Below are 12,772 nucleotides of genomic sequence, written 5' to 3' on the forward strand. Positions count from 1 at the left end.
CGATCCTTCCGTTGCCCGCCGCAATTGATCGCGCCACGACTCGTGCATTTTTTGTGACGCGGCCGGGAAGGTCGGCTCATGTCGGAATGAAATGGACATCGATGGCGCGCTTCCGGGAAACCGGTACTTGAACAACGTCGCAGGTCGGGCCACTCTCGTCTCGTGAACGCGACCTTGAGGACCCGGGCTGCGGACGGGTGGGACGAACCGCTCGCCCGCTTCTGCGTCGACCTCGGGGTCCAGCGGGGGCTCGCCGCCCACACCGTGCGGGCCTACCGTAGCGACGTCGAGCAGCTGGCGACGTACGCGGCGGGTCTCGGCCTCGAGGACCCCGCGGATGTCAACCTCTCCGTCCTACGCTCGTGGCTCGCCGAGATGAGCGAGCGCAACCTCTCCCGCGCGACGCTCGCCCGCCGCGGCGCGTCCGTCCGCTCTTTCTTCGAGTGGGCGTGCCGCACCGGCCGCATCGAGAGCGACCCCGCGGTGCGTCTCGCGAGCCCGCGCAGCGACCGCATGCTCCCGACCGTCCTCGACGTCGACGCAGCCCGTGAGCTCATGGAGACGGCACGAGATCGCGCCGAGAGCGGTGACCCCGCGCACCTGCGCGACTGGGCCGCCGTCGAGCTCCTCTACGCGACCGGTATCCGGGTCGGTGAGCTGGTCGGGGTCGATGTCTCGGACGTCCAGCTCGCCGAGCGAACCGTCCGCGTCCTCGGCAAGGGCTCGCGCGAACGCGTCGTCCCGTTCGGTCTGCCTGCTGGCCGCGCCGTCCACGCCTGGCTCGAGAGCGGACGCCCTGTCCTCGTCTCAGACCCGGCGGAGCCGGCGCTCCTTCTCGGCACCCGTGGCCAGCGGTGGGGGCAGCGGCAGATCCGACAGGTCGTCCACGACCTCGCGGAGCTCGCCGGTGTCGTCGACATCGCGCCCCACGGGCTGCGGCACACGGCCGCCACACACCTCCTCGCGGGAGGCTCCGACCTCCGCGGGGTGCAGGAGGTTCTGGGTCACGCGACCCTCGCCACCACGCAGAAGTACACCCACGTCAGCGCCGAGCGGCTTCGCTCGTCCTACGAGCTCGCGCACCCCCGCGCGTGAGAACAGCCGGAGACACCATGCCGATCACAGGTCTTCCGCACCCCGCGGCCGAGCAGGACCCTGCCGCGGACGTCCTCGCTGACCTCGAGGCCGACCTTGCACCGCACGACGCGGTCGCCGAGATCTGGGTCGAGTACAAGCAGACGGGTTCCGCGCAGCGGCGCGAGGAGCTCATCATCCACTACGCGCCGCTCGTCTCGATGGTGGCCTCCCGCATCGCGATGCGTCTTCCGAGCTCGGTCGAGCACGCGGACCTCGTCTCGTATGGCATGTTCGGTCTCATCGACGCGATCGAGAAGTTCGAGATCGATCGTGAGATCAAGTTCGAGACGTATGCGTCGGCGCGGATCCGCGGCGCCGTCATCGACGAGCTGCGACAGATCGACTGGGTGCCGCGCTCGGTGCGGTCGAAGGCCCGTGCGATCGACCGGGCTCACGCCGAGCTCGAGGCGCAGTGGCACCGTCGGCCGTCGGACGACGAGGTCGCGCAGCACCTCGGCGTGCCCGTCGTCGACGTCCGGGCGGTGCACGCGCAGGTGTCGCGCGCGAACGTCGTCGCGCTCGACGAGCTGCTAGCGGTCGGTGCCGAGCGGGCCGAGCCCATGTCGATGCTCGACACGGTCGTCCAGGGTCACGGCGACGACCCGGCGCGCAGCTTCGAGGCGAAGGAGTCGAAGTACCTCCTCGGGCGGGCCATCTGCCAGCTGACGGACCGGGAGAAGCTCGTCCTCACGCTCTACTACTTCCAGAACCGGACGCTCGCCGAGATCGGCGCGATCCTCGGTGTCACCGAGTCGCGGATCTCGCAGGTGCACTCCGCCGCAGTCGTCCGTCTCCGTCAGCTCCTCGACGAGGTCGAGCACGGCTGACGGAGTTCCGGGCCGGGCCCAGGGAAGCCCGGCGCGTCGTGCGCCGCGGGCGCCGTCCGGGGGACGGAGCCCGCGGCGTGCTCATGCCCGCCCCGGGAGGAGCACGATCCGTGGTCGCGCCAGGAGCGAGGCGGGATCGATGTAGGCGGCGCCGAGGCGCACACCCCAGTGCAGGCACGCCTGTGGCGTGCAGTGTCCGGGCTCGGTGCTGAGCGTGGCGAGGACGTCGCCGGCGGCGACGGGGGTGCCGACGGCGGCGCTCGCCGTGACGGGTTCGAGGGTGGACCGGAGTCCGCCCTCGTGCTCGACGACGACGACGCCGCGCCCGGCGACCTGTCCTGCGAACTGGATGGTGCCGGCTGCCGGGGCCGCGACGGCGCCGCCCGGACGCGCGGCGAGGTCGAGGCCGCGGTGACCGGCGGCCCACGGGCTGCGGGGGATGTCGGCGGGTCTGACGACCCTGCCTGCGACGGGTGGGCGCCATCGGGCGCCTCCAGGAGGGGGCGCGTCGCGAGGAGCGGCGGCTGCGCCGACGGCCGTGCGGGTCGTGCCGACGGTCGGGTCGGAAGTCGCGACGCCAGGGCCGGCCGCGGCCGGGGGCGTCGTGGCGACGAGCAGGGCCAGCGCGGCGACGACGCGGTGAGCGTTGTCGCGCGCGCGGTGCGCTGCGGACCGCGCCCGCCGGTGGCGCGGCGGGATCGCGCGGCGCGGGTCGGCAGCCCTCGGGCTCGTGGGTGTCGTCATGCAGCCACTTCACACCGCGGTCGTGCGGTGAGCATTCCGCGCCCCGCCGTCGGTGGAGAGGGGGGCGCGACAGCTGGTCTGTGGTCAGGCACGGACCCGGGGGTGCGGCGCGCGGTGGTGGCTTCGTCACACCGTCCGGCGTCCGGGACCAGGGGAGTCGTCGGGTACGATAGATCTGCTCTGGGTGCGCCGTGCCTGCACGTCGCCCCCGGGGACATCGCGCACCTCCCTCCTGGTCATCACCCCGTCGTGCCTTGCGCCGGGTCGTCCAGGGTCACGCGACGTGGTCCGGCTCCGGCCGGTGCTCGCGGGACGGGGTGCCAGGGACCCTCGCCTCCCGGCGCAGGGTCGACAACCACCACGCGGCCCCGCAGGGGTCGCCGGACGTGCACGGACGGGCGGAGGATCCGCCGCCGTGTCGGAAGGAAGTGCCATGGCAGTCGTGACCATGCGCCAGCTCCTCGAGAGCGGTGTCCACTTCGGGCACCAGACCCGCCGCTGGAACCCGAAGATGAAGCGATTCATCTTCACGGAGCGCAACGGCATCTACATCGTCGACCTCCAGCAGTCGCTGTCGTACATCGACACGGCCTACGAGTTCGTCAAGCAGACCGTCGCGCACGGCGGCACCATCCTCTTCGTCGGCACGAAGAAGCAGGCCCAGGAGGCCGTCGCCGAGCAGGCGACCCGCGTGGGCATGCCCTACGTCAACCACCGCTGGCTCGGTGGCATGCTCACGAACTTCGGCACGGTGCACAAGCGCCTCCAGCGCATGAAGGAGCTCGAGCAGATCGACTTCGACGACGTCGCTGGCTCGAACCTCACGAAGAAGGAGCTCCTCGTGCTCCGTCGTGAGAAGGACAAGCTCACGAAGACGCTCGGCGGCATCCGTGACATGGCCAAGGTTCCCTCGGCCGTGTGGATCGTCGACACGAACAAGGAGCACCTCGCCGTCGACGAGGCGCGCAAGCTCAACATCCCGGTCGTCGCGATCCTTGACACCAACTGCGACCCCGACGTCGTCGACTACAAGATCCCGGGCAACGACGACGCGATCCGCGCCGTCGGCCTCCTCACCCGCGTGATCGCGGACGCCGTCGCCGACGGTCTCGTCTCGCGCTCGCAGGGCCGCTCCGGCGCCGAGGCTCCGGCCGAGCCGCTCGCCGAGTGGGAGCAGGAGCTCCTCGCGGGCGACGCGGCGGCCGCGCCGACCGCCGAGGCCGCAGCCGAGGCTCCCGCTGCCGAGACGCCGGCCGCCGAGGCTCCCGCGGCCGAGTGACCAACGTGCGGCCGGGCGGGACACCGCCCGGCCGCACCGGTCCACCACCGACCACCGTCCAGACCGAACGCAAAGGGTGACCACCCATGGCGAACTACACCGCCGCTGACATCAAGGCTCTGCGCGAGCGCACGGGCGCCGGCATGCTCGACGTCAAGAAGGCTCTTGACGAGGCTGACGGCAACTCGGAGAAGGCGCTCGAGCTCCTCCGCATCAAGGGCCTCAAGGGCGTCTCGAAGCGTGAGGACCGCGAGACCACCGAGGGCCTCGTGGCCGTCGACATCCGCCCGTCCGACGCCGGTGAGACCGGCACGATCGTCGAGCTCAACTGCGAGACCGACTTCGTCGCGAAGAACGAGAAGTTCATCGACCTCGCCGACACGGTCCTCGCGGCCGTCGTCGCCGCGGGTGCGACCGACGTCGAGAGCGCCCTCGCGGCGCCGACCGCCGAGGGCACCGTCGCCGACACGATCACGACGCTGGCCGCCGGCATCGGCGAGAAGGTCGTCCTGCGTCGCGTCGCGGCCGTCTCGGGCCCCAAGGTCACGAGCTACGTGCACCGCACGGCCAAGGACCTCCCGCCGACGATCGGTGTCCTCGTCGTCACCGACGAGGCCGGTGCCGCGGTCGGCAAGGACGTCGCGCAGCACGTCGCCGCCCTCGCGCCCGACTTCCTCTCCCGGGAGGACGTCCCGGCGGAGAAGGTCGACAACGAGCGCCGCATCGCCGAGGAGACCGCCCGTAACGAGGGTGGCAAGAAGCCTGACCACATCATCGCGAAGATCGCCGAGAACCGTCTCGGCAAGTTCTTCGAGGACGTCGTCCTCCTCGAGCAGCCGCTCGCGAAGGACCCCTCGAAGAAGGTCGGTCAGGCCGCGAAGGAGGCCGGCGGCACGATCGTGTCGTTCGTCCGCTTCCGCGTCGGCAACTGACCCGGTCGTCCTCACCGTCGGCCCGGCCCCGTCTCCGGGGCCGGGCCGACGGCGCACCCGCCCACCGCCCCCCACGTTGCACCGAGGAGTCCCGATGACCGAGTCCGCCACGCCACGCCGAGTCCTGCTCAAGCTCTCGGGCGAGATGTTCGGAGGGGGCCAGATCGGGCTCGCACCCGACGTCGTCCAGCGGATCGCCGCCGAGATCGCCGCTGCTGCGGCCCGCGGCGTGCAGATCGCCATCGTCGTCGGCGGTGGCAACTTCTTCCGCGGTGCGGAGCTCTCGCAGCGCGGCATCGACCGCGCCCGCGCCGACTATATGGGGATGCTCGGCACGGTGATGAACTGCCTCGCGCTGCAGGATTTCCTCGAGCAGGCCGGTCAGTCGACCCGCGTCCAGACGGCGATCGCCATGGGCCAGGTCGCCGAGAACTACATCCCGCTGCGTGCGATCCGGCACATGGAGAAGGGCCGCGTCGTCATCTTCGGCGCCGGGGCCGGCATGCCGTACTTCTCGACGGACACCGTCGCTGTCCAGCGCGCTCTCGAGACCCGGTGCGACGAGGTGCTCATGGGCAAGAACGGGGTCGACGGTGTCTACACCGCGGACCCGAACACCGACCCGAACGCGAAGCGTCTCGACACCCTCACGTACTCCGACGCGCTCCAGCGCGGGCTCAAGGTCGTCGACTCGACTGCGTTCAGCCTCTGCATGGACAACGGCGTGAAGATGCGTGTGTTCGGCATGGGAGAGCCCGGAAACGTGACCCGCGCCCTCGTGGGTGAGAACATCGGGACCGTGGTGACTGCGGGCTGACCGCCTGCGCGAGCCTCACAAGACCTCAGCACGACGAACCCGCACGTGCCGCCCCCGGGCGGCTCAGACAAGGAGCACCGGTGATCGACGAGACCCTTCTCGAAGCCGAGGAGAAGATGGACAAGGCGATCGAGGTCGCCAAGGAGGACTTCGGCGCAATCCGCACGGGCCGTGCGAACGCTGCGATGTTCGCGAAGATCTTCGTCGAGTACTACGGGACACCTACGCCCCTGCAGCAGCTCGCGTCGTTCAACGTCACGGAAGCGCGCACGGTGCTCATCTCACCGTTCGACAAGACCGCGATGTCCGCGATCGAGAAGGCTCTGCGCGACTCCGACCTCGGCGTCAACCCGTCGAACGACGGCAACGTCGTCCGCGTCATCCTGCCCTCCCTCACGGAGGAGCGCCGCCGCGACTACGTCAAGCTCGCCAAGACGAAGGCCGAGGACGCTCGCGTCTCGATCCGTGCGGTGCGACGCAAGGCCAAGGACATCCTCGACCGTCTCGCCAAGGACGGCGACGCGGGCGAGGACGAGGTGACGCGCGCGGAGAAGGAGCTCGACGCTCTGACGAAGCGACACACCGACGAGGTCGACGCGATCCTCGCCGCCAAGGAGACGGAGCTCCTCGAGGTCTGATGACCGAGAAGCTTGAGGGTGCAGTGCCCGCGACGACGACCGGCCGCTCCGGCCGCGACCTGCCGATGGCGGTCGCGGTCGGCGCAGGCATGCTCGTCGTCGTCGGTCTCGCCCTCTTCGTGTGGCAGCCCGCCTTCGTCGGGCTCGCCGTCATCGCCGTGGGTGCGGCGCTATGGGAGCTGTCGCACGCGTTCGCGCGCCGCGACGTCCACCTGACCCTTGCACCGCTGTGGGTCGGCGCCGCGGGGATTCTCGTCTCCGCCTACGTCGCCGGGCCGGAGGCGATGTTCGTCGCGTTCACGCTGACGGTCCTCGGTGCCCTCGTGTGGCGGGCCCTCGACGGCTACGGCCCTAGTGGGCTCCGCGACACGGCTGCCTCGACGTTTGCCGTCGCGTACCTGCCGCTCATGGCGGGGTTCGCGATGCTCATGCTCGCGCAGCCCGACGGCACGTGGCGCGTCCTGCTCTTCATCCTCCTGCCCGTCGCGAGCGACACCGGCGGGTTCTTCGCGGGCGTGCGTTTCGGCAAGCACCCGCTCGCGCCGTCGATCTCCCCGAAGAAGAGCTGGGAGGGCCTCGCCGGATCGTTCCTGCTCGCGTCGCTCGTCGGGGTCGTCGGCATGGTCCTGCTCGACGGCCCGTGGTGGTGGGGCGTCGCCCTCGGGCTCGCGACGCCCGTGACGGGGACGTTCGGCGACCTCGCCGAGTCGCTCCTCAAGCGGGACCTCGGCCTCAAGGACATGGGCACCCTCCTGCCCGGTCACGGCGGTGTCCTCGACCGGCTCGACTCGCTCCTGCTCACCGCGCCCTTCGCCTACCTCATGCTGTCGGCCGCCCTCGGCGGCTGAACCGTCCCACCGGAAGCTGATCCTCATGACCGACCGCCGCGTCCCCGTGACGCTCGACCTCTCGACCCCCGCCGCCGGACGGCGCGGCAAGCCGCCGCGCCACTTCGCCGACCTCACGCCCGCCGAGCGGGTCGAGGTCGTCACGGGCCTGGGGGAGAAGCCGTTCCGGGCCAAGCAGATCAGCCAGCACTACTACGGCCACCTCACGGCGGACCCTGCCGAGATGACGGATCTTCCCGCGGCGACGCGTGACCGGCTCGTCGAGGCGTTCTTCCCGCCACTGCTGCGCAGCACGCGTGTCATGACGGCGGACGGCGGCACGACCGTCAAGACGCTGTGGCGCATGTTCGACCAGGCGCGTGTCGAGTCGGTGCTCATGCGCTACCCGCACCGGTCGACGCTGTGCGTGTCGAGCCAAGCCGGCTGCGGCATGGCGTGCCCGTTCTGCGCGACCGGCCAGCTCGGCCTCACCCGCAACCTCTCGACCGCGGAGATCGTCGAGCAGGTGCGAGACGCCGCGCGCGCGCTCGACCGCGGCGAGATCCCCGGCGGCCCCGGCCGTCTCACGAACCTCGTCTTCATGGGTATGGGAGAGCCGCTCGCCAACTACAAGGCCGTCATGGGCACGATCCGGCAGCTCGTTGCGCCCGTCCCGGACGGGCTGGGCATGTCGGCGCGCAACATCACGGTGTCGACCGTCGGTCTCGTGCCGGCGATCAAGCGACTCTCCCAGGAGGGGCTGCCGCTCACGCTCGCCCTGTCGCTCCACGCGCCCGACGACGAGCTGCGCTCGGAGCTCGTGCCCATCAACACGCGCTGGTCCGTCGACGAGACGCTCGACGCGGCGCGCGCCTACTACGAGGTGACGGGCCGACGTGTGAGCATCGAGTACGCACTCATCCGTGACATCAACGACCATGCGTGGCGGGCCGATCTGCTCGGCAAGAAGCTCAACGCGCGGGGCCACGGCTGGGTGCACGCCAACCCGATCCCGCTCAACCCCACGCCCGGTTCGAAGTGGACCGCGAGCGACCCAGCCGTCGAGGAGGAGTTCGTGGCGCGACTGCGCGGGCACGGCATCCCCACGACGATCCGGGACACCCGCGGCTCGGACATCGACGGGGCGTGCGGCCAGCTCGCAGCCGAGGAGGCCTCATGACCGGCACCTTCCCCACGACGACGGGTCTGCGGCGGGGGTATGCCGCCGATGAGGTCGACGCGTTGTTCGCGCGCGCCCGTGCCGAGTACGAGGGCTCGGGAGCCCCGGGTGCGGCGACGCTCGACGCCGCGGCGATCCATCGGGTCGCGTTCCCCGTCGTCCGTCGTAACGCTTACGAGACGGGCGCGGTCGACGCTGCGCTCGACCGGCTCGAGGCGGCGTTCGTCGCTCGCGAGCGCGCCGAGTTCGTCGCGGCGCACGGTCAGCAGGCGTGGATGGCGCAGCTCGCTGAGAAGGCCCGCACGCTCTACGGCCGTCTCGGTCGCCCGGACGGCGAGCGTTTCGCGCCCGGCGCGCGTGGCGAGGCGTCGTACGACGCGGACGACGTCGACGCGCTGTGCGCGCGACTCGTCGGCTACTTCGACCGGGGCGAGCCGCTCACGAGCACCGAGGTGCGCGAGGCCCGCTTTCGGACCCGTCGGGGCCGCGACGGGTATGCGGTCGGACCCGTCGACGCGTTCCTCACGCGTGCCGTCGAGGTGCTCCTGGGGGTCGAGTGACGGCCGCGCCGCGGTCGCTCGCGCTGCTCGGGTCGACGGGTTCGATCGGCACGCAGGCGCTCGACGTCGTCGCGCGCAACCCTGAGCTCTTCCGGGTCCGTGGGCTCGCGGCCGGGGGCGGTGACGTCGTCGCGCTCGCGCAGCAGGTTCGGGCGACGGGCGCCGAGGTCGTCGCGGTCGCCGACGCGTCACGGCGCGACGCGCTCGTCGCTGAGCTCGGCGCCGACGCCCGTCGCATCGAGGTGCTGGGTGGGCCGGGGGCGGCCGCGCAGGTCGCGGGTCTTGGCGTCGACGTCGTCCTCAACGGGATCACCGGGTCTGTCGGGCTCGCTCCGACCCTGGCTGCGCTCCACGCGGGCTCGACGCTCGCGCTCGCGAACAAGGAGTCGCTCGTCGTGGGCGGCTCGCTCGTCAAGGACGCGGTGACGCGCCCGGACCAACTCGTGCCGGTGGACTCGGAGCACTCGGCGATCGCCCAGTCGTTGCGCGGCGGACGCCGCGACGAGGTGCGCAGGCTCGTCCTCACTGCCTCGGGCGGCCCGTTCCGTGGCTGGACGCGCGCGCAGATGAGCTCGGTCACGGCCGAGCAGGCGCTCAACCACCCGACGTGGTCGATGGGCCCTGTCGTCACCGTGAACTCGGCGTCGATGATGAACAAGGGCCTCGAGCTCATCGAGGCGCACCTGCTCTTCGACGTGCCGGTCGACGACATCACGGTCGTCGTGCACCCGCAGTCGGTCGTCCACTCGATGGTCGAGTTCCACGACGGTTCGACGATCGCGCAGGCGTCGCCCCCGGACATGCGCCTGCCGATCGCGCTCGGCCTCTCGTGGCCCGAGCGGGTCACGGACGTCGCGCCGGCGTGCGACTGGACGCAGGCGCAGCAGTGGACGTTCGAGCCTCTCGACGAGTCGACATTCCGGGCGGTGCGTCTCGCACGCGAGGCCGTCGCGGCGTCGGCGACCCACCCCGCGGTGCTCAACGCGGTCAATGAGGAGTGCGTCGACGCGTTCCTCGCTGGCCGCATCGGCTTCCTCGACATCGTCGCGACCGTCGAGCAGGTCCTCGGCGAGCACGACGGTCCCGGAACCTCCCATCTCGTTCCCAGCCTCGTGCTCGACACTGAGGCGTGGGCCCGCGCACGCGCCCACGAGCTTCTCGCCCGCGCCTGACCCGTTCGCACACGGCCGTGAGGCCCTCGGAAGGAAGTGACCCGGATGGGCTACGTCATCGGCGTCGTCGTCTTCGTCGTCGGCATGCTCGCGTCGATCGCGCTCCACGAGGTCGGGCACATGGTGCCTGCCAAGAAGTTCGGCGTGCGCGTGAGCCAGTTCATGGTGGGTTTCGGCCCGACGATCCGCTCGTGGACGCGAGGCGAGACGGAGTACGGCTTCAAGTGGATCCCGCTCGGCGGTTTCGTGAGGCTCGTCGGCATGTATGCGCCGGCACGACCTGTGCCGGTGGGTGCGGAACCGCGGAGCGGTCGCTGGGAGGAGATGGCCGAGGACGCGCGCGCGGTGTCGGCCGAGGAGATCCGTCCGGGCGAGGAGCCGCGGGCGTTCTACAACCTCTCCGCGCCGAAGAAGCTCGTCGTCATGCTCGGCGGGCCCTTCATGAACCTCGTCATCGCTGCAGTCCTCCTCGGTATCGTGACGCTCGGCTGGGGCGTCGCGACCGCGACGTCGACGCTCGCAGCCGTCGTGCCGTGCGCGCCGACGACGACGGCGGTGTCGGACACGTGCGCGAGCGGAGCCCCAGCCTCGCCCGCGGCCGCCGCGGGCCTCGTCCCAGGCGACCGCGTCGTCGAGTACGGCGGGGAGCGGGTCGACGGCTGGGCCGAGCTCACCGAACGGATCGCTGCCGTCGGCCCGCACCCGACGTCGGTCGTCGTCGAGCGGGCCGGCGAGCGCCTCACGCTCGAGCTCGTGCCCGCTGAGCTCACACGCACTGTCGTCGACGCTGAGGGCCAGCCCGTCCTCGCGGAGGACGGCACGCCACGCACCGTGACGTCGACGTACGTCGGTGTCCAGCCGACGGTCGAGGCCGACAGGTCGCTCGCGGCCGTGCCGCAGCAGCTGTGGGCACAGGTCTCGGGCACCGCCGGGATCGTCGTCACCCTGCCCGGGCAGGTGTGGGACGTGGCCCGCACGCTCGTCACCGGCGAGGACCGTTCGGCATCGTCCGTCATGAGCATCGTCGGCGTCGGCCGCGTCGCAGGTGAGGTCGGCACGATCGGCGGCGACGAGGTCTCCGTCGGCGACCGCGTCGCGGTGTGGCTCTCGCTCCTCGCGAGCCTCAACGTCGCGCTCTTCGTCTTCAACCTCATCCCGCTCCTGCCGCTCGACGGCGGGCACGTCGCGGGGGCCCTCTACGAGGGCGCGAAGCGGCAGATCGCGCGGCGGGGCGGACGCCCCGACCCAGGCCCCGCGGACACGGCGCGCATGATGCCGGTCGCGTACGGCGTGTTCGTGCTGCTCGTCGGGATGAGCGTCCTTCTCGTCGTCGCGGACATCGTGCGTCCGGTGACGCTCGGCTGACGGCGACGTGCCGGAGGTGACGCGGACCACTGCTGCTGGGTGGGATTCGTGCACGTGAGCGGTGTCATGCGCGAGCCGGCGGCGCGACGGGGGATACTGGCGGGGTGAGCGTACCCATCAGTCTTGGCATGCCGGCGGTGAAGGAAGCACCTCCCGTCCTGGCTCCCCGTCGACCCACCCGTCGCATCAACGTGGGTTCTGTCCCCGTCGGCGGAGGCGCACCGATCTCGGTGCAGTCGATGACGACGACCCCGACGACCGACATCAACGCGACCCTGCAGCAGATCGCCGAGCTCACGGCCGCGGGCTGTGACATCGTGCGCGTCGCGTGCCCGTCGCAGGACGACGCCGAGGCGCTGCCGATCATTGCGAAGAAGTCGCAGATCCCCGTCATCGCCGACATCCACTTCCAGCCGAAGTACGTCTTCGCGGCGATCGACGCGGGCTGCGCGGCCGTCCGCGTCAACCCGGGCAACATCCGCAAGTTCGACGACCAGGTCAAGCAGATCGCGCAGGCGGCGAAGGACGCCGGCACGTCGATCCGCATCGGCGTCAACGCGGGATCCCTCGACCCGCGCCTGCTCCAGAAGTACGGCAAGGCGACGGCTGAGGCGCTCGTCGAGTCGGCGGTGTGGGAGGCGTCGCTCTTCGAGGAGCACGACTTCCACGACTTCAAGATCTCGGTCAAGCACAACGACCCCGTCGTCATGGTGCGCGCCTACGAGCTCCTCGCCGAGCGCGGCGACTGGCCCCTCCACCTCGGCGTGACCGAGGCCGGCCCCGCGTTCCAGGGCACGATCAAGTCCGCGACCGCGTTCGGCGCGCTGCTCAGCCAGGGCATCGGCGACACGATCCGCGTCTCCCTCTCGGCCCCGCCGGTCGAGGAGGTCAAGGTCGGCATCCAGATCCTCCAGTCGCTCAACCTCAAGGAGCGCAAGCTCGAGATCGTCTCGTGCCCGTCGTGCGGGCGCGCGCAGGTCGACGTCTACACGCTTGCCGAGCAGGTGACCGCGGGCCTCGAGGGACTCGAGGTGCCGCTGCGCGTCGCCGTCATGGGCTGTGTCGTCAACGGTCCGGGCGAGGCCCGCGAGGCCGACCTCGGTGTCGCGTCCGGCAACGGCAAGGGGCAGATCTTCGTCAAGGGCGAAGTCATCAAGACCGTTCCCGAGCACGCGATCGTCGAGACCCTCATCGAGGAGGCCATGCGCATCGCCGCGACGATGGAGCCCGTCGAGGGCACGGCGCCGTCGGTGAACGTCGGCCGCTGACTCCCGAGGCCCCACGCGTGGGCCCC

The 12,772-nt window shown here is 71.1% G+C and carries 13 protein-coding genes; 12 read left to right on the forward strand and 1 reads right to left on the reverse strand.

The annotated features are described in order from the left end of the window. The first annotated feature begins 162 nt into the window (after positions 1–162). Complete coding sequence (locus IGS67_RS08975) at positions 163–1,095, forward strand: tyrosine recombinase XerC (RefSeq protein ID WP_328742191.1); 933 nt, start codon at positions 163–165, stop codon at positions 1,093–1,095. Positions 1,096–1,112: 17 nt separating this feature from the next. Continuing rightward, positions 1,113–1,964, forward strand: coding sequence for a FliA/WhiG family RNA polymerase sigma factor (locus tag IGS67_RS08980; RefSeq protein ID WP_192279844.1), 852 nt, complete (start codon positions 1,113–1,115; stop codon positions 1,962–1,964). Between the two features lie 81 nt (positions 1,965–2,045). Here the strand turns inward: IGS67_RS08980 and IGS67_RS08985 are convergent, their stop codons facing one another. Beyond that, the gene (locus IGS67_RS08985) at positions 2,046–2,708 is read right to left on the reverse strand and encodes a M23 family metallopeptidase (protein WP_192279846.1); all 663 of its coding nucleotides are present in this window, start codon (positions 2,706–2,708) and stop codon (positions 2,046–2,048) included. A 433-nt stretch (positions 2,709–3,141) separates the two neighbouring features. Here IGS67_RS08985 and rpsB point away from each other — a divergent pair, with 433 nt between their 5' ends. The 10 genes from rpsB to ispG all read left to right on the forward strand — a co-directional run bounded on the left by rpsB (position 3,142) and on the right by ispG (position 12,746). Continuing rightward, complete coding sequence (gene rpsB / locus IGS67_RS08990) at positions 3,142–3,987, forward strand: 30S ribosomal protein S2 (RefSeq protein WP_192279848.1); 846 nt, start codon at positions 3,142–3,144, stop codon at positions 3,985–3,987. Positions 3,988–4,073: 86 nt separating this feature from the next. Then, positions 4,074–4,919, forward strand: a complete 846-nt coding sequence (gene tsf, locus IGS67_RS08995; protein WP_192279850.1) for a translation elongation factor Ts — start codon at positions 4,074–4,076, stop codon at positions 4,917–4,919. A 94-nt stretch (positions 4,920–5,013) separates the two neighbouring features. Continuing rightward, on the forward strand, positions 5,014–5,736 hold the full coding sequence (gene pyrH, locus IGS67_RS09000; protein WP_192279852.1) for a UMP kinase: 723 nt from the start codon (positions 5,014–5,016) through the stop codon (positions 5,734–5,736). Positions 5,737–5,816: 80 nt separating this feature from the next. Then, on the forward strand, positions 5,817–6,374 hold the full coding sequence (gene frr, locus IGS67_RS09005) for a ribosome recycling factor (protein WP_192279854.1): 558 nt from the start codon (positions 5,817–5,819) through the stop codon (positions 6,372–6,374). Continuing rightward, positions 6,374–7,222, forward strand: a complete 849-nt coding sequence (locus IGS67_RS09010) for a phosphatidate cytidylyltransferase (protein WP_192279856.1) — start codon at positions 6,374–6,376, stop codon at positions 7,220–7,222. Before frr ends, IGS67_RS09010 begins: the two co-directional genes overlap by 1 nt. A gap of 25 nt (positions 7,223–7,247) precedes the next feature. Next, positions 7,248–8,381, forward strand: coding sequence for a 23S rRNA (adenine(2503)-C(2))-methyltransferase RlmN (gene rlmN / locus IGS67_RS09015; RefSeq protein ID WP_102508997.1), 1,134 nt, complete (start codon positions 7,248–7,250; stop codon positions 8,379–8,381). Further along, on the forward strand, positions 8,378–8,941 hold the full coding sequence (locus tag IGS67_RS09020; RefSeq protein ID WP_192279858.1) for a DivIVA domain-containing protein: 564 nt from the start codon (positions 8,378–8,380) through the stop codon (positions 8,939–8,941). Before rlmN ends, IGS67_RS09020 begins: the two co-directional genes overlap by 4 nt. Beyond that, positions 8,938–10,113 carry a 1-deoxy-D-xylulose-5-phosphate reductoisomerase gene (dxr, locus tag IGS67_RS09025; protein ID WP_192279860.1) on the forward strand — a complete coding sequence of 392 codons (1,176 nt, stop codon included), beginning with the start codon at positions 8,938–8,940 and terminating at the stop codon, positions 10,111–10,113. Before IGS67_RS09020 ends, dxr begins: the two co-directional genes overlap by 4 nt. Positions 10,114–10,158: 45 nt before the next feature. Then, complete coding sequence (locus IGS67_RS09030) at positions 10,159–11,478, forward strand: M50 family metallopeptidase (protein WP_192279862.1); 1,320 nt, start codon at positions 10,159–10,161, stop codon at positions 11,476–11,478. Positions 11,479–11,606: 128 nt separating this feature from the next. Then, positions 11,607–12,746: a flavodoxin-dependent (E)-4-hydroxy-3-methylbut-2-enyl-diphosphate synthase gene (ispG, locus tag IGS67_RS09035; protein ID WP_192280113.1), complete on the forward strand. Its 1,140-nt coding sequence runs from the start codon at positions 11,607–11,609 to the stop codon at positions 12,744–12,746. The last annotated feature ends 26 nt before the right edge of the window (positions 12,747–12,772 follow it).

Source organism: Flavimobilis rhizosphaerae (assembly GCF_014852685.1).
Classification (GTDB): Bacteria; Actinomycetota; Actinomycetes; order Actinomycetales; family Cellulomonadaceae; genus Flavimobilis; species Flavimobilis rhizosphaerae.

What these genes read in the sequence shown, in the direction of transcription:
- IGS67_RS09020 (WP_192279858.1), top strand. Translation starts at nt 8,378, where the DNA reads ATGACCGGCACCTTCCCCACGACGACGGGTCTGCGGCGGGGGTATGCC.
- rlmN (WP_102508997.1), top strand. Translation starts at nt 7,248, where the DNA reads ATGACCGACCGCCGCGTCCCCGTGACGCTCGACCTCTCGACCCCCGCC.
- pyrH (WP_192279852.1), top strand. Translation starts at nt 5,014, where the DNA reads ATGACCGAGTCCGCCACGCCACGCCGAGTCCTGCTCAAGCTCTCGGGC.
- IGS67_RS09010 (WP_192279856.1), top strand. Translation starts at nt 6,374, where the DNA reads ATGACCGAGAAGCTTGAGGGTGCAGTGCCCGCGACGACGACCGGCCGC.
- rpsB (WP_192279848.1), top strand. Translation starts at nt 3,142, where the DNA reads ATGGCAGTCGTGACCATGCGCCAGCTCCTCGAGAGCGGTGTCCACTTC.
- IGS67_RS09030 (WP_192279862.1), top strand. Translation starts at nt 10,159, where the DNA reads ATGGGCTACGTCATCGGCGTCGTCGTCTTCGTCGTCGGCATGCTCGCG.
- ispG (WP_192280113.1), top strand. Translation starts at nt 11,607, where the DNA reads ATGCCGGCGGTGAAGGAAGCACCTCCCGTCCTGGCTCCCCGTCGACCC.
- tsf (WP_192279850.1), top strand. Translation starts at nt 4,074, where the DNA reads ATGGCGAACTACACCGCCGCTGACATCAAGGCTCTGCGCGAGCGCACG.
- IGS67_RS08985 (WP_192279846.1), bottom strand. Translation starts at nt 2,708, where the DNA reads ATGACGACACCCACGAGCCCGAGGGCTGCCGACCCGCGCCGCGCGATC.
- IGS67_RS08980 (WP_192279844.1), top strand. Translation starts at nt 1,113, where the DNA reads ATGCCGATCACAGGTCTTCCGCACCCCGCGGCCGAGCAGGACCCTGCC.